13 protein-coding genes, 1 pseudogene and 1 CRISPR repeat array (1 of these 15 cut by a window edge) are annotated in these 20473 nt (G+C 32.7%); of the genes and pseudogenes, 12 read left to right on the top strand and 2 right to left on the bottom strand.

Annotated elements, in window-relative coordinates:
• Positions 1-29: 29 nt before the first annotated feature.
• The 6 genes and pseudogenes from EV142_RS12505 to EV142_RS12480 all read left to right on the top strand — a co-directional run bounded on the left by EV142_RS12505 (position 30) and on the right by EV142_RS12480 (position 2821).
• Entirely contained in the window at positions 30-668 is a 639-nt protein-coding gene (locus EV142_RS12505) for an NAD(P)H-binding protein (protein WP_132036194.1), read from the top strand.
• A gap of 29 nt (positions 669-697) precedes the next feature.
• Positions 698-1285 (top strand): annotated as a pseudogene (locus tag EV142_RS12500) (YciE/YciF ferroxidase family protein); the annotation flags it as partial.
• Between the two features lie 154 nt (positions 1286-1439).
• Positions 1440-1817, top strand: a complete 378-nt coding sequence (locus EV142_RS12495; RefSeq protein ID WP_132036190.1) for a hypothetical protein — start codon at positions 1440-1442, stop codon at positions 1815-1817.
• A gap of 3 nt (positions 1818-1820) precedes the next feature.
• Positions 1821-2222, top strand: coding sequence for a hypothetical protein (locus EV142_RS12490; RefSeq protein ID WP_306462571.1), 402 nt, complete (start codon positions 1821-1823; stop codon positions 2220-2222).
• 64 nt (positions 2223-2286) lie between these two features.
• Entirely contained in the window at positions 2287-2520 is a 234-nt protein-coding gene (locus EV142_RS12485) for a hypothetical protein (RefSeq protein ID WP_132036188.1), read from the top strand.
• 7 nt (positions 2521-2527) lie between these two features.
• Positions 2528-2821, top strand: a complete 294-nt coding sequence (locus tag EV142_RS12480; RefSeq protein ID WP_132036187.1) for a helix-turn-helix domain-containing protein — start codon at positions 2528-2530, stop codon at positions 2819-2821.
• A 33-nt stretch (positions 2822-2854) separates the two neighbouring features.
• Here EV142_RS12480 and EV142_RS12475 read toward each other — a convergent pair whose 3' ends face one another.
• Positions 2855-4075: a site-specific integrase gene (locus EV142_RS12475; protein ID WP_132036186.1), complete on the bottom strand. Its 1221-nt coding sequence runs from the start codon at positions 4073-4075 to the stop codon at positions 2855-2857.
• 1187 nt (positions 4076-5262) lie between these two features.
• On the opposite strand from EV142_RS12475, the gene EV142_RS12470 reads away from it, so the two are divergent.
• The 3 genes from EV142_RS12470 (at position 5263) to EV142_RS12460 (ending at position 11223) form a co-directional block, all read left to right on the top strand.
• Entirely contained in the window at positions 5263-6327 is a 1065-nt protein-coding gene (locus tag EV142_RS12470; protein WP_132036184.1) for a ComEC/Rec2 family competence protein, read from the top strand.
• The gene (locus EV142_RS12465) at positions 6324-6728 is read left to right on the top strand and encodes a hypothetical protein (RefSeq protein WP_132036182.1); all 405 of its coding nucleotides are present in this window, start codon (positions 6324-6326) and stop codon (positions 6726-6728) included. Before EV142_RS12470 ends, EV142_RS12465 begins: the two co-directional genes overlap by 4 nt.
• An 88-nt stretch (positions 6729-6816) precedes the next feature.
• On the top strand, positions 6817-11223 hold the full coding sequence (locus tag EV142_RS12460; protein ID WP_132036180.1) for an NACHT domain-containing protein: 4407 nt from the start codon (positions 6817-6819) through the stop codon (positions 11221-11223).
• Between the two features lie 564 nt (positions 11224-11787).
• On the opposite strand, the gene EV142_RS12455 is transcribed toward EV142_RS12460, so the two are convergent.
• The gene (locus EV142_RS12455; protein ID WP_238698709.1) at positions 11788-14754 is read right to left on the bottom strand and encodes a DEAD/DEAH box helicase; all 2967 of its coding nucleotides are present in this window, start codon (positions 14752-14754) and stop codon (positions 11788-11790) included.
• Between the two features lie 329 nt (positions 14755-15083).
• Between EV142_RS12455 and cas9 the strand changes: the two genes are divergently transcribed.
• The 3 genes from cas9 to EV142_RS12440 are packed head-to-tail and all read left to right on the top strand — an operon-like array spanning position 15084 to position 19978.
• The gene (cas9, locus tag EV142_RS12450; RefSeq protein ID WP_132036178.1) at positions 15084-19394 is read left to right on the top strand and encodes a type II CRISPR RNA-guided endonuclease Cas9; all 4311 of its coding nucleotides are present in this window, start codon (positions 15084-15086) and stop codon (positions 19392-19394) included.
• A 49-nt stretch (positions 19395-19443) separates the two neighbouring features.
• Positions 19444-19689, top strand: coding sequence for a ribbon-helix-helix domain-containing protein (locus EV142_RS12445; RefSeq protein WP_132036176.1), 246 nt, complete (start codon positions 19444-19446; stop codon positions 19687-19689).
• Positions 19682-19978: a type II toxin-antitoxin system RelE/ParE family toxin gene (locus EV142_RS12440; RefSeq protein ID WP_132036174.1), complete on the top strand. Its 297-nt coding sequence runs from the start codon at positions 19682-19684 to the stop codon at positions 19976-19978. Before EV142_RS12445 ends, EV142_RS12440 begins: the two co-directional genes overlap by 8 nt.
• A 75-nt stretch (positions 19979-20053) precedes the next feature.
• A CRISPR array of direct repeats spans positions 20054-20473; the repeat unit is 36 nt; unit sequence GTTGTGGTTTGATTAAAGATTAGAAAACACGATATT (it continues 1596 nt past the right edge of the window).

Genomic DNA, 20473 nt, shown 5'->3' with positions numbered 1-20473 from the left:
ATTTGAAATTCAATACTAAACATAAAGCTATGAAAGCACTGTTGATAGGAGCCACTGGCTCCACGGGAAAGTTTCTCTTAAATGAACTGATACAGGATGATGACTATACGTCGGTCACCATTTTCGTAAGACGGACTACGGGAAGATCACATCCTAAGCTGACCGAACATGTGATTGATTTTTCGCATCCGCAGCAGTACAGCGAACTTATTTCGGGAGATATTCTTTTTTCCTGTCTGGGCACCACCCTGAAAGATGCGGGTTCCAAGGAAGGGCAGTGGAAAATTGATTTTGAAATTCCGGCTACATTTGCCACCATTGCAAGAAAGAACAGGGTCAGTTCGATGGTACTTGTCTCCTCGTCCGATGCGTCGCCCAGCAGCAGGATTTTCTATTCCAGAATGAAAGGAGAGCTGGAAACTACTATTTCGGAACTGGATTTCGGGCAGTATATCATATTCAGGCCCGGCCCTTTACTGCGCGAAGGAACTGACAGGAGCGGAGAGAAAATAATAGCTAAAACCCTTGGCTTTCTCAACGGGATCGGACTGCTGAAAAAATATAAACCGCTGCCCACCGAAGTACTTGCCATGAAACTGGCCAAAGCACCTTGGAAATTGCCTCAGGGAACTTCGGTTGTCAAACTGCAGGAAATTGAAAAGTTTTAGCAGTCATTATAAAATAAAACACCGCAGCCAAGAGTGCAAGCACTTCTGCAGCAAGCAAAAATAAAACGACAGCTTCTAAGACAGCTTCAAACGGAACTGTAAAAGCCAAACCTTCTGCAGCAGAAGGACTCAGGGAACTATTTGTAGATTCTTTAAAGGATATCTACTGGGCGGAGAAAGCACTGACCAAAGCATTGCCAAAGATGGCCAAGAATGCGAGTTCGGAAAACCTCATTACGGCCATTAACGACCATCTGGCTGTAACGCAGGAACAGGTGACCAGACTTGAACAGGTCTTTAAATTGGTAGGAGAAAAGCCTGAAGCAAAAAAATGTGATGCCATGGAAGGCCTTATCAAAGAAGGTGAGGGTATTATGGAAGAAACAGAAGTGGGGCCTGTACGCGATGCCGGTATTATTGCCGCTTCGCAAAAAATAGAGCATTATGAAATCACCACTTACGGAACATTGACATCCTTTGCTACCACTTTAGGAGAGGATGATGCCGTATTGCTTTTGGAGAAAACATTGGCAGAAGAAAAACAAGCCGATACGTTATTAACAGAAGCCGCTTATAACACAATCAACTTCGACGCAAAAGAAGAAGATCAACAATAATTTCAAATCTGCAATTCCAGGAGTACGTTTGATTGTGATGGAAAACCTGTATCGTTTTTAATGATACAGGTTTTTTCTTCATCCTGATCCATAAGACAGGAAGTAAAGCGGGTTGCAGATAGACTTTAAAAATACTGATTCCAAGGGAAATTTTATGATTAACCATTATCATGAAAAATACGGTTTTGACCTTGAGGCTGCTTTGGCAAAGCATAATATTAAGGAACTTGCTAATCCTAAATATAAAGATGACTTGATAAATTCCCTGAAAAAGGGTAACCTGCAGTCCGCAACTTTTTTAAAAAATGGTACGGAGGTAAAACAGTTTGTAGAAGCAAATCCTCAATTTAAGACAGTGTCAGTTTATGATTCCAGTCATCATCGTCTGGACTCACGACAAACAAAGAAAGAGGAAGAATCGCAAAAGACCACGCATTCAAAAAGCAAGGGTGTCAAAGAGGATTTATCTCAGGAAGAGTCTTCACAGGAAAAGAAGCAAAGTACAAAGCGCCGTAAAACGCAATCTATGTAGGACATGAATGCAATTAAGCCCTTATCCAAGTTCTTTAAAGCAATCCGAAACGATTATCGGATCAGCAGTACGCACATAGGTATTTATGCTGCTCTGCTTTACATGAGTGAAGATAGGGGCTGTTGTAATCCTGTTGAGGTATTCAGCAGTGAGATAATGGAAACAGCAAAAATATCGGCACACAGAACCTATCGAAAATGTCTTAAGGAAATGACAGAGTATGGATACTTAAAATATGTACCTTCTTTTAAGAAGAATAAAGCGAGCAAAATATTTTTTACACTTGGTTACGATGAAAGAGATGAGGCCCAACACTCCAGAAATGATCCCAAAATTGCTTCATTCACTCTACAGAAAGGTGAGATCGCTGGAAAAAGCGGTAAAGAGAAGCAATCCAATGCTTAGCAGGAAAATATGCTGCAGTTCCAGTTTGAAAAAGTGTGAATTGGCACTTTTGTTTTACGTTCTTATGGATGAAGGAATCCTCTTCTTTGACGAATATGATGATGTAAAAAATAGGAACCTTATGCAGCATTTTCTTGAGAAAAATTTCAGTTACAGGGGAGATGGCGGCCAACAGGCGCCATTAAAGTCAGTTACCAGAGAATTTTCCGAAGCTAAGGGATATACTTATCGTGAAAAACAGCGGCGTCTGCTTGACAGATTCATCAAAAGGTTAGAAATTAGGAAACAACATATCTAATGCAGTTATGAATAAGATAGAAAATGAAGTTGGTCACTATAAACCCAGACTTCTTACAGCTTTTAGAAAGCTATTGGATCCTCTGTATCTGAAGCTTGAAAAGATCGATATGATTATAAGTTCCAATAGTATAAAACCAAAATATTATAGGAATGAAGATTTAAAAAAAATATTTGGACTCTCCAGCAACACAATAATCAAATATAGACAGACAGGGATTATACCTTATACAAAGCTGGGAGACATATTTCTTTATGAGGCTAAAAAAATAGATAGAATATTAAGAGATAACGAATGTTAAAAAGGATTCCCTCGGGAATCCTTTTTTTGTAAATCAGCGGTACAACTCCATGACCTTATTCATATCTGTAAGTACGTTCTTGTCAAGTACTTTTGCATAATGCTGGGTCTGTTTAATATTTGTGTGTCCCATCATTGCCGATACATTTTCAATCCTTACGCCGTTACCCAGCGTCACGGTGGTTCCAAATGTATGCCTGGCCACGTACCACGTAAGATGTTTGTCGATCCCGCAGATATCGGCCAGTTCTTTAAGGTAGGCGTTCATCTTTTGATTTGAAATACTTGGAATAAGCCCTGTCTGCTGCCCGCGATATTTGTCTATTACTTTAAGGGCAGGGGGCAGAATCGGAACATTAGCCCTGATAGCGGTTTTGGTTCTTGTAGTGATGAGCCACAGCTCTCCATTGTTGCCGGAAAATATATTTTCCTGGGTCAGCTTTGCCGCATCTACGGGGGCATAGCCTGTATAACAGCTGAAAAGAAAAATGTCCCTTACTCGTCTGAGTCTTTCAAATGAAAGCTGTTTATTTTCAATTTTCTTAAGTTCTTCCTGTGTCAGGAAAATGGCATCTTTCACCGTTAACCTCCCTCTATAGACATTAAATGGATTTTTTTCCAAAAGGTCAAGCTTAATACAATGATTGCAGGCTGTTTTATAGGACTTAATATATTTCACTACAGAGTTATTCTTAATTCCTGTGCGTCGTTTGTAAGTGCTCTCATAGGTTAAAAACTCTTCAAGATTATGTACAAACGCGCCATTGACTTCAGTAGCCTCCATGTCGCTTAATCGGTATTGGCTTTCCATAAAATTTTTCAAGAGGCATTTAGCCCTTTCATATTTCTGCAGCGAAGCTGGAGAACGATCTCCGGCATCAACCTTTTTTTTAAAATATGCGTTGTGTTTTTCCATAACTTCAATTATTGTTATGGAATCCCGCTTTCCTGTGGATTTTCCTGAAAGCTCCTTTTTCAGATGTGTCAAAGAAACTTCAGGATCAATTTTATACAGCTCGTTAAATTTCTTTTCAACTGCCAGATGGAAATTATCAAGTGCCTGTTTAATTACTTTTTCTTTCTCAATCTTCAAGACATTCCTCAGTTTGGCTGTCTGTTCCCATCTATCCAGCGTAATTGATTTTCCGGTAGCGATTGCAGTTTCTTTTGTTTTAAAGCTTATTCTGGCGAAGATTGGAGCTTCACCTTTTTTGTTTGCTTTTTGTGCTTTGATGTAGAAAATTACTTTTACCATAACTCATCGTTTTTCTAATTAATAAAATTGAACAAAAACTATGAGAGTCTCCTTTCTTTTAAGGGAATTGCGCAGGAATTCCCAAAATACAGTGTACCTATTTCTGTTAAAAAATAAAAGGTACACCTATAGGTACACTGTACTATGAGATTTAATGTGTATTTTGATTGCGTATAAAAACAGAAAAAGCCTTTAAAAATTTAATTTTTAAAGACTTTCAAATTTTAAAGTTTACTTTGAAACTTCATTTGGCGGAGGAAGAGGTTCCTCAGTCTTTATTGCAATCTCAATAAATACGGGCATTATCAATCATTTTTCAGAACAGGTACACCGATAGGTACAGTTTATCGTAAAAGCAAAAAAACCTTTAAATCGTGAGATCTAAAGGTTTTAGTTTTTTGAAAATTTCTTTCGAAATTTCATCAAGCGGAGAAAGAGGTACCGCTAATTTTATGCCAATCCCAGTAAATACAAAGGGTTACGATATATTACTAAAGCTAGGGTCACTTATAGGGTCACTTAACTTTCAGCGTATTAAATCATTATAGAATCAAAGATAAGAAATAAACAATTGTTGTAGTGATTAGATGCAGAAATTAACAATTCAGCTTTTACTGGAGTTTACAGATGTTGAGGTACAAGAAAAGTACTAAACCGAACAAAATAAAAACAAACAAACCTTATTCTTTATTATTGTAGAATGTGGGATTTTGTTAAACTGTAATTTATTTACCAACATATTAATCTAGTAGTTGAAGCAAATTTATAAAAATTATTTGATAGAAAAAAGGGGGGTATTATATTTTGAAGAGGGGGTCTCTACGAGACAAATTTCTCTAGATTTTATGGAAGATCTGAAGAGATTGGCTTACTGGAAGTAGAGGCTGTCTTTGTGTGCCTTCAGTATTTTGGTTTGGATGTCCTGTTTGGGATTTAATCAACAATATATTTAGTTATATATGATTTTACATTTTTTGTTGAAAAGATGGTATCAGGTCCACTTTATATTTATAAAAAGATATGGAATAATTGTTTAAAGTTTTTTTATGATTATTAATCAATAATTAAGGTTGTAAATTTAAGACTAGATAAAATTTTAATTCTGCGTATCTTTGGTTAAATGTAAAATTCTAACCTAATAGGTTGTTTTTGATTAACGCTTTTAAGTAATCCAAGAACCAATTACAATGATTTCAAATTCATATGAAATTACTATTAAGTTTTTTGACGCCGGTGGAGGAGATGCTATTTGGATCAGGTATCTTGGCAATGATAATTTATGGCATAACATTCTCATTGATGGAGGATACGTAAAAAGTTATGATACGATTTTTAAACCTGTACTTTCTTCAATTTCAGAGGTGGGAGAATGTGTAGATCTGTGGGTTATTACACATATTGACCTGGATCACATAGGGGCTGTAATTGGTTTTACAAGAGACACTTCTATTGTTGACAAAGAAAAACTGGTAAAGTTGTTTTGGTTTAATCATGCAGGGTTTAAAATATCTGATACCAACGGAAGGATAGGTTATAGGCAGGGCATTGGTTTAAGGACATATCTTGAAAGCATCAATAAACTTCCAATTGAGCAGATTACAGATAAAACCGGTGTAAAAGATTTTTACGGTCTACAGATTACCATACTTTCACCAACCGCTGATAAAATTGCAGCAGCTGATAGGGACTGGATCGAAAGAGAGAAAAAGAAACCGGTGAGAATGTCGAATTCGAAAGGTGATCATCATAAGAAAATTGAAGATTTTGATGAGCAAAAGTTTGAAGAAAATGTTGACCTTGCAAACGGCAGCTCAATAGCTTTTCTTTTAAAATTTAAAGATATTACCGGTCTGTTTTTAGCAGACGGGCATCCTACAGATGCAGTTAATGCACTTAAAAGATTAAGTTACAGTGAAAGACACCCGCTTTCGCTGAATTTTGTAAAAGTATCACATCACGGCAGTAAAAATAATACAAGCCCGGAACTTCTGGGTTTGATAAATACGGGCGTATATGTTTTCTCAGCAAATGGAATCACTAATAAACATCCCGATAAAGAAACATTAGCCAGAATTTTAAAACATCATGCTGTTATTGGAAAGCCTCTTAAATTGGTTTTTGCATCCAATACCACTGAAATTATGTCCTTATTCAATGTGGATGAAAAACCAGAGCAGCGATATAATTTTACCCAAAGTTTTATAGAAGATCACATACAAACGACTTTAAAATATCTACCCATTAATTCATGACAACAAACAGCGAGCAATTATTCCAATATGCTACCGTAAAAATTACATGCAATGATGAAATAGGTACAGCGTTACTATATTCGCCTAGCGAGTCACTTGACTATATGTATATTCTAACGGCCAAGCATTGCCTTACGGGTAAAGATTTTGATAAACAATATGTAAATAAAGATATTATTATTGAAAAGATATTTAATCCTTCCACGGGTGAATATCATTCTTGCCATATAATGGAAACCGATATGGTAATCTGTACAGAGAGCAATGAACTTGATCTTGCGCTGATCATAGTTCCAAAAGTGCGAATTGAGAGCCTGTCAGGTATTGAGTATTTTTTTCAGGTGATTGATAAACCTGGAGCAGCCGGTGAATGTATGATAAGAGGTTTTGCTGATTTTTAACAGTGGGAAAGAAGATCGGTCTTACAATTTAAAATTTGTTGAAGCATTAAAAGATAAACCTAAATTATTTACGTTAAATTTTGATGGTATGCTGGACACTCGTTATCAGTCTGCGTTAGAGAATGTACAAGGACTTTCCGGAAGCGGTGTTTTTGCAGTTATAAATGAAACTGTTTTTTTATTTGGTATTGTACATACATATGAGGAGAAAAATAGATTTTTTGCAACACAAATAACGACATATAATTATCTTATTCCTTCAAATTATGAGCCTTTTATTGCTGTGGAACAGGAAGAAAACCCAAGCATTATTAGTACATTTAAGCTAATTGATATAAAAAAGAATTCAATTATAGCAAAAACTCTTGATACCATTGGGGATATACATATTGCAAGGGATATTAGTGATGCGAAAAAAATGCTTGAAAACAGCAGAATGCTCGTATTGCATGGAAAAGCAGGTACTGGAAAATCAGCTTTGGCAAAAGGCTTAATTTTGGATCTTGAAAAAAGCACGGATAACTCTGTTATAACCTTCAATTCAGAGCAACTTTTTTCTCCTACTTTGCATGGAGCTCTTTTAAAAGCAGGTTTTAGTGCAACTGTAAATGAGCTTATTGAGAGCCCTCTTTCAAAGAAAAAGACGATATTTTGGATTGAAAGTTTTGAGAAACTTGTTGAAGCTGGTTTTGAAGGGGCTTTTACTGAACTGCTTTTATTGGTTAAAAATAATCCTCGTTTATCTTTATTGGTTACCATAAGGGATTATTTCCTGCAAAAGTTCAAAATTTTTTACCACAGTGAGCTTCTTTCTTGGGAAATATTTTTTTACGTTGATGAATTTAATGATGATGAAATGAGACAAATAAGGGCTCAAATTCCCCAAATGGAGCCATTATTCAATAATCCTAAATTGATTCATTTACTGAAAACGCCGTATTATTTGGATAAAGCATTTAGAATCTTTCCTCAATTGTTAGAAGTTGAAAATCTTGATGATACACAATTTAAAAAGCTTATGTGGGAAGAAATTGTTGAAGCAGGACAGAGAGAAAGAGGAGCAACTTTCTCAAAGATTGCATTACAGCGCGCAAAATCAATGGAACTTTATACATCCTATGAAGCTGATGCGGTAACTGACGCTTTGGTTAGCGATACTATACTTCAGGTTGAGCAAGGAGAATTATCAAATCGTTTCTCACCAGCTCATGATATTTTGGAGGATTGGGCACTAATCCGTTATATCAAACAGCAAAAGCAGGATGCTGAGACGTCCCATGCTTTTATCGAAAACTTAGATAACAGTCCTGCTGTTAGACGTGCTTTTAGACTTTGGCTTGAAGAATTTTATATACAAGATCCTGAGGAGGCTGATAATTTCAGCAGTGAATTACTGTTAAGTCCAGTAATTAAACAATCCTGGAAAGATGAACTTTTTGTTTATATTCTAAGATCCAAAGATGCTTACTCGATGTTTTATTCTTTAAAAAAACAACTGCTGGAGAGTAATGGAGTTGTGCTTTTGAGAATTATTCATTTACTTAGGACTTGCTGTAAAGAGCTAAAGAACACTACCAGTGACTTTAATGACCTTGTGCCTTCAGGATCAGGATGGGATGCACTTATAGATTTTGTCTTGGAAAACAAGGACTTTATTGGTAATATTCCTGATATAGAAAGTTTAATGTTAGATGTGATTTTTGACTGGAGCAGGCAGTTACCTGATTTTAATCCATTGACTTTACCTTCTTCTGCAAGAAGTGCTGCATTATTACTATTAGATTACACCCTTAAGAATCAATCCTCTTTTAAGGACTACAGAAGAAATTTTAACTTACCCATTCCTTTGAGTTTAAGTCTTAGACTTTTATTAAAGCTGACCTCTGTGGTAAAGGGAGATGTCAAAAAACTGATTGATGCTGTAATAGCCTTACCATCATTGAATGACGATTTATGGAATGATAAAAATGTCTTGGTGTATACCAAAAATTATATAGTTGATGGAGTTTATGGTGAACAGGTCTGCAAATATTTTCCGGATGAGGTATTGAGTATGGCCTCGAATAAATGGTTAGAGAAACCTAAAATATATCCTGCCAGAACTATAATGAGTCTTATCGAACAAGGGGAAGCTTTCAATTATTGGGGACTTGAAGAAAGTTCTCATTATGAAGCTCCGAGTGCTTTCCAGACATTTTTCTATTGGATGTTTCTTTATCATCCCGATAAGGCCATTGATTATGTAAGTGATTTTTTGAATACTGCTTTTGAAAAAAATAAAAAAAATACCATAAGACATAATGGACAGCGTCAAGATGTAAAACTGGATTTTGCACAAGATGGTAAAAGGGTATATTATGGATGTTATGATTATTGGGAGCTCTATAGGGGTCACAGCGCTATTAATGAAATTATTCAATCTTTATTAATGGCGCTGGAGAAAGGTCTTTTAGACTTAGCAGAAGAAGGAACCGGTAATCATGCAAAGTTGAAGAAGTTAATGAGAGATTTGATGCTCAACTCAAATAATGTAGGAGTTGTTGCGGTAATTTCAAGTGTTATTCAGGCCCATCCTTATTTATTGGATGAAACGACTGCTGTACTTTTAGGCTCAAGAACTATTTTTGAATGGGACAGTACCAGATATACCAGAGATATGTTGCACCCTGATTATTATGGGACAAATGCATTTTTAGCAAGTGAAAGAATTAAAGCTAACAGACTTAAACACCGTGTTACGTATTTTAGGGGGCTTATTGGTTTTGTAGCTGATTATATGTTTATACATCAGACAATGAACCCGCAATTGTTTAAACAAATTGATGCAATGTGGGCTTTGGTTCCCGAAGCAGATTTCTTATGGAGAAAAGCCTTATCAGAGATGGATATAAGAAAATATAAATTCGAACCTGTGACTATTTCTGGTTATGATAATTATATCGCTTTAAGCCCCGGTTATGATAAAGATGTTGCAGAGGTAATAAATTCATTTGAAAGTGAGAAAATGCCAGCTGTAGGAACGATATGGGCATCCAATGTTTTTGATCGAAAGTTAGTTGATGATAATTCTTATGCAGCTTGGAAAAGGGGATATGAGGATTTACAAAATTCTAATTTTGAATTTTCATTTATGACCGCTCCAGGAAAAATGGCCACTCTGGGTTTGCGTGATTATTTTGACCAACTCGAATATGAGGAAAAAATCTGGTGCAGGGATGAATTATTAAAACGTGGATCAGCACAATTAATAATTAAATCGGGTTATTCAAGAGGTATGGATGATGATTTTTTGGATAAAAATGCTATTTTATATGGTGTGCCACTTCTATTTAAGCTAGATGCTGAATTTATTAATGAAGTTGAACTGCGCTCGCTTATTTTTCGATTAATTATAGCAGCTATCGATAGCGATACAAAACAATATCTGTTATTAAGCATTGTGGAAAATGTTCTAGAAATAAGACCACAGTTTAGTGAAAATTGCTGGCATGGGTTGCTAAAATTCATACAATATAATATAGATGAAAATCGAAAAAAAGAAAAGGGCAGGCTTTTAGGGGATTACATGTATAATCACGCGGGCGCTGAACGAGCAAAGAGCGAATTTGGCGAGACGCTGCTAAAAGATGTAATTTTAAATGCAAAGTTTGATGGTAATACAGAGTTTTATTTAGACAATACAACATGTTGGCTCTTTGACAATGCGTTAAGAATGATTGCATTTGATACGCAACAAGACGTACAAAAAATCTTTATTGCAAATATGCTAACCATGCACAAAAATTATCTGGGTAGTTTAAGCGAATATGATCATAGTGAGTTCTGGCAAAGTCGTGAGGTTTTCAAATCTTTTTATGCGAAGTACCTGCTTAGTCGTTCAAATCCTGAGGCAATAAAACTTTTTACAGATTTACTTGATATCACGTTGCAAAATAATAAAGAACTAAATACTTACGAAATTATCGAGTTTATTAAAAGTATTATTGAACAGATCGTTTTAGAATTAAAGAGTTGGCCATCAAGTACACAGCCCATCGAAAAATTCTGGCAACTATGGAATGTATTAAAAGATTGGATATCGACAACAAAGCGTGCCTATTTAATTCCAGTTTTATTACTGGACGTTGGATGGCATGATAATGTCAGAGAATGGAATGTATTAGAAAAAAAGAGTAGCTTTTATAAGGACTTTATTTTAGAATATGGCAATAATGCTGTAAATGAGTGCATCGATCTTGTATCTGGAATTGGTTTTAAACCATTTATGCCACAGTCAGTTTCTTGGATCGCTCAGGTTATCAAATATCAAACGATACATATTGTTAAAAGCAATAAACTGGATAGATTTGTTCACAGAACATTTTTTAATTATGGAACTCAAATAAAAGGAAATAAAAGGCTAACAAAGGATTTTCTCTTTATACTTGATTTCCTGATAGCCAGGGGTTCTCCCAAAGCTTATATGCTCAAAGAAGAAATGATTCAATATAAATAATTTTAAACCATTATTGAATATTGATGTAATCAAGGCACAAACCGTTTTATTATCAGATTTAAAATTAAAGGTGCAAATTCTGGTACAAGTGACCACCCTATTCCGGTAAAAGAGATCAATTGGTTTAAAGTGACCACCTCAAAAGTCGTGTTTAAACTATTTTGTAGACATCTTTATGAGTTCATTTATACTGCTGAATTTCATCCGGAATTAGTTGCTCACTTTATCCAGAATATCCAAGTAAATAAGACTAATCATTTTCTATTAGGTTTTATTAAATGCCTTTATTTAGGTGCTTTAGCTGCATCATAAAACATTTTAAAAAGAGTTGGCTAAAAGCTTCAAATCTTCCAATAAAAAGTTCGAATTCTGTACTAATAAGGCACTTTAGAGGATAATAAATTTTGATTATTCTCTTTTTTTAATGAGTATAACTCATTTTTTTTTTTTGCTTTTTTATACCGATTTCATCGATTTTTAAAATTGGTCTCATGGATAAATATCAAAATAGATAATAAAAACAATAATTGTGTGTTCGATATCCCATTGCGGGTGTACTCTATTTTAGATCAGTCGTTCTTCTAGCTGTCCTTTCCAAATCATAAATCCTTTTGCATTGCGTGAATAATCATGAACAATTCTTGAGAAGTTTTGCGGATTTGTTTCTAAATAAGTTTGTCGTCCTTTTTCTCGAATAATGCTTAGTTGTGTGTCTATTTGTTTAATTGTCTCAATAAGTAATGATTTATTTTTGTCTATATGCCAAATATAGGTAGCTTCTTCGGTATCTAAAGTTTCTAAAATGATATGATATTTTTTTTCTCCCACTATCATAAATACAAATGAAAATGGTTGTAAAACAAATCTTAACTTCATTAAATTCCGTTCGTGCATTTTAGCTAAAAATTGAATATGCTGTGAATGTTTGTATTGTTTGCCTTTGAGTAAATCTTTCAAAATTCCATCTACATCTCCATAAATATTTTGGTTTTTAGGTAGTTCATTTGTAGTAAGGATATTTTGCTTAGATATCGGAGTTTGATTAATAAAGCTTTTATTCAAAAATTGAAATTTTACGGTTTCAACAATTTCTTTATTGATATTTTCAATGTCATCGGAAGTTGCCAATTGTGATAGAATTACTCCGTTTTCTAATTCAGCATAAATATCAACTGTAACAAATTTAGAATTCAAAACTTTGACGAAATAAGGTTTTAAAACGTCAAATTCAGGTCTAAATTCTTCGTTTTCTATTTCAAAAATGAATGGTAGATTGTTTTCTTTATCTGTGTGTTCAAAACCAACATTACCATATCTGAAATCCAAATTTTCTATAGCTATCTTGATTTGGTTTTTAATTACCAAATTTTGTCTTTTAGATATTGATTCTGTTGGTTCGTCAAATAGACTTGCCTGCATAGCTATTTGACGGTAATAAGTGTTTCGTTTCAAAAATTGTTTATTCAAATAATCTATTTTAATGTCACGATAATCATATATTGTAGGACTTATTTCTGAACGTTGTACACGACCAATGTATTGAATCAATTTTCCTTTAAAAGAAAAAGGATATACCAGAAACAAAGAATTAATATTTGACAAATCTGAACCCTCGCCAAAATATTGTCCTGTGGTTATCAATACTTGGAAATTGCCTTGTAGTAAGTTTTGCCATTTTGACTTCCTATTATTGTCTGAATCCTCTCCGCTGAGAGTAATGACTTCATAAGATTGCTTTAAAAAAAGATAAAGAGAATCAATATGCTCTTTTCTTTCTGTTATAATGGTAATTCGTTTTCCTTTCGATAGTTCATCTTCAATGTCTTTTACAATAAGTTTGTTTCGTTCCGAATCATGAACTAAAATTTTTGAGAGTGTTTCAAAACTGTCTGTTTTTGAATTAAATGGAATGTTCAAATTAGTATTTCTGACAATTACTTGAGCGTGTTTGAAGTTTTCAATGTCAGTAGTTGAGATCTCCGAAATTATCTCTCCAAGAAAAGCAAAAATCAGTTTGTCATCATTGTGTTTTCTAAATGGCGTTGCTGTTAATCCATAGAGATAATATGTCTCTAATTTTTCAATTGTTTGACGAAATGTTTCTGCAGGAATATGATGGCACTCATCAACCAATATAATTCCGAATTGATTGCGTATTTGTTCTATTTGTTTTGATAGACTTTGAATAGTAGCAATAGTAATGTATTTGCCGATCTTCGTTTTTCCTAATCCAATGATACCAATTTCGTGTTTTGGAATTCCGAGGAATGCTTGAATCCGTTCTTGCCATTGCTCTAAGAGCTGTTTACGATGAACTATGATTAGAGCAGGTTGTTTTTTCTCCATGACAATTTTCAACCCCATAATAGTTTTTCCCGAACCTGGAGGTGCAACTATAACGCCAAAATCTTTTTTTGATGAAGCTTCTATGACTTTATCTTGGTGTTTTCTCAATATTGCATTGAATGAGAAACATATTTCTTCCTTTCGTTTTCTATTGTCTTGGAAATCAAATTCTAGATTTTGCTTTTTACAGAAACGCAGTAATTTTCCAATAAAACCTCTTGGAATGATGATTTCATTTTCTGTTTCTTCAACAAGCTTAAAATAACGTTCTGTTCCAAAAGTATTTTTCCCTGATTTTTTCTTTATAAAGAATTCCGAATTGGCAAAATTCAATTCTTCTTTGAGATAATTGATTAAAGGAGTAGTTAATCCATTTCTTTGAATATGGATGTTTTGTTGAAGTATGATTGATAATTTACCATTACTACTTTTAGGAATCGATTCATTTTGTATTGTTGGAATTTCTTGGTGCAAATTTTCTAATATTTCAAGAGAAACCCTTTCGATATTATTTAAAAATAGCCATTGATTATCTATCGGTTCAAACGTATCAGGATTTATAAAACAACTATTTCCTTTTTTCATTGCAGGTTTAAAAAACGGCAGCGCTATCAAATTCCCCAAGCCTTTTCCCGAAAGAAAATCCTGATTAGGAAATAATCGATCGAAGCTTGAGCTTTTGTCAAACATTGAAAAAGCTCCCGATTGTTCTAAAATGGAAATAAAAATCTTTCTACTTCTGATTGCAGGATATGGTTTGTTGAAAAATATCCAAACGTGTCCGCCATTTCCAGAACGAGAACGCTCTAAGTATGCTGGAATATTTTTGTTTATACAAATTTTTTGAAGAGCAACAGCTTCTTCTTTCCAATTTTGTTTGTCAAAATCAGCTACAACAAACCAAGATGTATTATCCTGGAGTAATGGATATACTCCAATTTGTTGAATTCCGTCTAAATGTTTATGAATTTCAGTTTCAGTAAGTGATAGATATGTTTTGTGTGAATAGTTCTGAAAAGTCCCTCCATTCATTTTATGTTGTCGATAATGATACGGGTCATATTGATATGCTGGCATATATCCAGACTTCCCAGCTTTTTCCCAACGAACTGCAAATACATCGTCACGACCTCTAAAAATAGATTTGAATAGTTGGATGGTATCTGATCGTTTTGCAGAGGACATTATTTAGATTTTTGAATAAAATTACTCAAATATATTAAACTATGGTATAAGCTAGGTTTTAGAATAAGAGATTATAAAATGGATTAGACTTTATAGATTTTGGAAATCTAAGGTTATACAAAACAGTTATTTCAGTATAAAAAAAGTCCCACCGAAGCAGGACTAAAGATTTTCATCTACGGCATGTAGCCTTATTGTGATAAGATTAAAGATTAGAAATTTTAATCAGTAACAAATATATAGAAAAAACATTATGATTAGAAAAAGGAAAACCGTAATTGTCTTAATTTTTTTTATAGTAAATTCCATGCAGAATAAATTTAATAAATATGGCAAAGATTTTAGGATTAGATTTAGGAACTAACTCGATTGGATGGGCAATTGTAGAGAAAGATAATAACGATTTTTCTCTTGTAGATAAAGGAGTTCGGATATTTTCTGAAGGTGTAAATATTGAAGCAAAAACAAATAGTGAAAGTTCAAAGGCAGCTCAAAGAACGGGTTATAGAAGTGCTAGAAAACTAAAATATAGAAGAAAAGTTAGAAAGATTGATTTGCTTAAAATTTTGTCAGATAATAATTTGTGCCCAAAATTATCTGATAGAGAATTATCTGATTGGCGTTACAAAAAGATTTACCCTCAAAATGATGAATTTAGAAGATGGTTAAGTACGGATAATCATGATAATGAAGATGAAAGAAAAAAGCAAAAAGATAATCCCTATTATTTTAGATTCATTTCGGTTAAAAACTCACTTAATCTTAGTAGTAAACTAGATAGATATTATGTAGGAAGAGCTTTTTACCATATTGCTCAAAGGAGAGGTTTTTTGAGTAATAGACTAGATAGTTCTGATAATTCAATTATTGAAGAAAAGAAATTTGACATAAATTCTATAATTAATGAATCTCATTCAATCGCTGAATTTTCCGAATTATTTATTGATTTTCTCTCTTCATTCGATAAGGATGAGGCTCTTGATAAACCTTTATTTACATTATCAAGAGCATTTAATGCAATAATTAAGGATAATTCTACATTGGTTTATGATGAATTAAAAGAAAAGTTAATAGAACGTTTGAATAAGAAAGAATTTCTTGGTCCGGTAAAAAGAGCTATAAGCGATTTATCTGAAAAAATTGAAGATGCAAAATGCTTAACACTTGGAGAATATTTTTACACCTTATATGAAAAAGGAGAAAAAATTAGAGGAGAATATACTCACAGAGAAGATCATTACTTGAAAGAGTTTGAAACTATTTGTAATAGGCAGAATATTGCAAGTGAGTTAAAAGATAAAATTAAAGAAGCAATATTTTTTCAAAGACCTTTAAAATCCCAAAAAGGATTGGTTGCTAAATGTCCTTTAGAGAATAGAAAGGCATGTGTTCCTATTTCGCATCCGGATTATGAAGAATTTAGATTGTATAGTTATTTGAATAATATTAAAATAAAAACTTTAAATGACGATAAACTTCGGGTGCTAACTGCTGATGAAAGAGAACAAATAGATTTTTTATTTTACAGAAAATCAAAAGCTAATTTTGACTTTGCCGAAATAGCAAAAAAACTAACTCCTAAAAATTTAAAACCAGGTTACTACAAAGACAAAAACAGCAAAGAGTATGATGTTTTATTTAATTATAATTTAGGCAGCAATGTAGCTGGTTGTCCAACAATTGCCAGTCTTAGAGAGGTTTTTGGTAAAGATTGGAAGGTATATTTATCTTCTAATTTCTTGAAAAATACTAAAACCGAAAATAACAAAGTAGTTAGAAAGACAGAAGAAGATATAATTGAGGATATATGGCACGTTTTGTTTCGTTTTGATAAAGAAGGACTTTTGAAGCAATTTGCTATTGATAATCTTAGTTGTGATGAAAAAACGGCCAATAAGTTTTCTAAAATAAAGTTAAAACAAGATTATGGATCCTTGAGTTTAAAGGCTATTCGTAATATTTTGCCTTACTTAAGGGAAAATTTAATTTATTCTCATTCTGTTTTTCTGGCAAATATGAAAAATATTTTGCCAGCTGAAATTTGGAATAATGAAGAAAATAAAAGGGTAATCAAAAATGAAATTAATTTTATTTTAGAAAATTATAAAGTTTACAGTAATAATATAGAGATTGTTAATGGATTAATTAATAACATTAAAAAAGAGAATGGGACTTGGAGTTCAGACAATAAATTTGTTGCTGAGATTTATAAAAAGGATTTAGAAAAACAAGTCAAAGATTTTGTTGGCACCAAAAAATGGAATGAAACACCAATAGTATATCAAGCATCAATTTTGAAAGAATGTTTTGAACTTTTTTCAACTCAGATGCAATTGAAATCGGGAAGAGGAGAATTCGCAAAGAAGAAAACAATTGATGAGATTTTAAAACAATTTTTGAATGATAATTTTAATGTAGATGCGGGAGGTTTAAAAAAGCTATACCATCCATCAGCTATTGAAGTTTATAAAAAAGCAAAAAGAAGTGAAGATGATGGGAAGTTATATTTAGGAAGTCCATTAATTTCTTCTATCAAAAATCCAATGGCTATGCGTTCTTTACATCAATTGAAAAAAGTAGTAAATCAATTGATTAAAGATGATTTAATTGATGAAGAAACGGTAATTCATATCGAAATGCCAAGAGAATTAAATTCTGCTAATGAAAGAGTGTCAATACGACAATGGCAAGAAGAATTAAAAAACAGAAGGAATAAATATGCTGAAGAAATTAAATCAATTTTTAGAGGTGATATTAAAACGGATGACTGTAATGATGTTAAAAGTTTAGAATATGAGCCAACTGAAAATGATATTTTAAAATACCAGCTATGGATTGAACAAGATAAAGTTTGTCTTTATACGGGTAAAACTATTTGTTTGTCAGATTTTATAGGAAGCAATCCTAAATTTGATATAGAGCATACTATTCCTAGAAGTAGAAGTTTAGACAATTCTCAAACGAATAAAACATTATGTTGTTCGATTTACAATAGAGAAGTAAAAAAAGATAAAATTCCTTTCGAGTGCGGAAATAATGATGAAATTTTATTAAGGATTAGTCATTGGTATGCTAAATATAAAGGATTAGAAGATCAAATTAAAGATGTTTCTAAAAAAATAAAAGTAGCTTCAACCAAAGAAAATAGAGATAAAAATATAATTAAAAGAACGAAATTAAAATTTGAGCACACTTATTATTATAAAAAATATAAGTCGTTTACTATTGAAGAAATTCCAGAAGGATTTAAAAATAGTCAATCTGTAGATATTGGTATTATTAGCAAATATGGAAATTTATTTTTAAAAACAGCATTTAGTAAAGTATATGCAGTAAAAGGAAAAACCACAGCCAATTTGAGACAAATGTGGGGATTGGAAGAAAAAACAAGGGATAATAACTCCCATCACGCAAAAGATGCAGTTGTGGTCGCATGTTGTACAAGAGATATAAATGATGCTTTAGCAAATTATTATCATGATTTAGAACAGTTTGAATTTTACGGAAAGCCTAAACCATCGTTCTCTCACAGAATTCCATGGAAAGGATTTAATGATGATGTAAAAGAGTTTGATAAAAATATATTAATAAGTCATCATACGCCAGATGTTTTTTCGACGCAAAGTAAAAAAGCCATTAGAAAAAGAGGTATAATTCAGCGAAACGACAAGGGTGAAATCAAATACAAGCAGGGAGATACTGTTCGTGGAGCATTGCATAAAGAAAGTTTTTATGGTGCAATTTTAAGAGAAGAGTTGAATAAAAAAACAGGAAAAACAGAAGAAGTTGTAAAATATGTAAAACGTCAATCTATTGATTTATTTAAAGATATCGATTTAAAAAACATAGTAGATGATAAAATAAAAGAGATTGTTGAGAAAGGTAGAGAACAAGAAAAACAAATCAAAAAAGACATTGAGGAGTTGAAAAAGCAAATGAAAAACGTAAAAGAAGAGGAAGAGCAACAATTTAAAGTTGATATACAACTTCTTGAAAGCAAAATAAAAAATGAATTGTATGTTTTACCAAATCAAAACGGCTCACCAGTTCCAATAAAAAAAATACGCTATTTCACTAATGATGTAAGTAATCCATTATTGATAAAAAAACATAGAGATGTATCAAGGCACGAACACAAACAACATTATTTTGCAAAAAATGATGGAAATTATTGTTTTGCGATATATGAAGGAAAAGATAAAAAAGATAAATTTATTACGGAATATAAAGTTGTGAATAATTATGAAGCGGGAAAATATTATAATTCAAAAGCTAATACACATAAATTTCCATTAGAGTATAATATAGAAGATAAAAGCAAAAACGTATTAGAGTTAAAATTTCTATTGAAAACAGGAACTTTAGTCTTGTTCTATAAAAATTTTAAAGATGAAATATGGGAATTAGATAATTTAGATTTAGCGAAAAGATTATATAAAACGGCCGCTATTGAAGCGGATGGCAGGATTCAGTTTAGATTGCATTCAACTTCAAAACCGGATGGGCAATTAGAAAAATCATCGGAAATTAATTTTGAGATTCCTAATGAGAAGTTAAGACTTTCAAAATCAGCATTAAATGTAATAGTTGAAGGATTCGATTTTAAAATTTCTTCAACTGGAAAAATTTCTAAAATGTAATTCTATTTTGAAAAGTTTGGTGTAAATTTACACCAAATAAAATATTGTTATGACACGACAAAGTATATCGTTAACTGCACCGAATGAAGAATGGCTGAAAAATCAGGTTAGCACAGAAGAGTTTAGTAGTAAAAGTGAAGCTATTAACTATTTGATTAAGCAAGCTCGTTCACAAGATGAATATTATGAGTTTGTGAGGGCTAAAATAGATAAGGGAGAAAAAAGCGGTTTTGTGAAAAAACAAACTAGAGAAGAAATGTTAGCAGAATTCAAAAAAGGTCTGCCTAATGTATAGCTATTATTTAAGTAGCGAAGCCAAAGAAGATTTAAGAAGAATTTATTATTATGGGGTCGGTAAGTTTGGCGTTAATCAAGTGGATAACTATTTTAATATGTTATATGATTGTTTTGATAGGATAGAGGGAAATCCTTTTTTGTTTCCATCAGCCGACCACATAAAGAAAGGATATCGGTATTGTGTATGTGGTGTTGATACTATTTACTATCAAATCAATGGGAATAAAAGGATAGAGATTATTACCATTATTGGAAGACAAGATTTTGATAGTAGTTCTTTGACATAAGTAATTCAAATCTTAAACATCCAAACCACAACGGAAAGGTATGGCATTCGCCCAGCAGGAATGCAGTAGCTTTTAGTTGTGGTTTGATTAAAGATTAGAAAACACGATATTCTTTTAATTTTGTCAAACATTCTACTGTTCTGTTGTGGTTTGATTAAAGATTAGAAAACACGATATTTTCTTCCAAAAACAAGGATATACTTTGAAGGTTGTGGTTTGATTAAAGATTAGAAAACACGATATTTCGGGCAAACAGAGTATTATCTGTACAAAGGTTGTGGTTTGATTAAAGATTAGAAAACACGATATTTTCGCAATTAAAAAGAGGCAGGGGTGATTAGTTGTGGTTTGATTAAAGATTAGAAAACACGATATTTCAAAATTGCAACTTCCGTTGTTTGGTGTAGTTGTGGTTTGATTAAAGATTAGAAAACACGATATTGAAAGAATTCAATCTGTTTTAAACATTATGGTTGTGGTTTGATTAAAGATTAG

Source organism: Flavobacterium circumlabens, from assembly GCF_004345565.1.
In the GTDB taxonomy this organism is placed as follows: Bacteria; Bacteroidota; Bacteroidia; order Flavobacteriales; family Flavobacteriaceae; genus Flavobacterium; species Flavobacterium circumlabens.
Note: the sequence above shows the minus strand (reverse complement) of the source record. Positions and strands in the feature narration are given on the sequence as shown.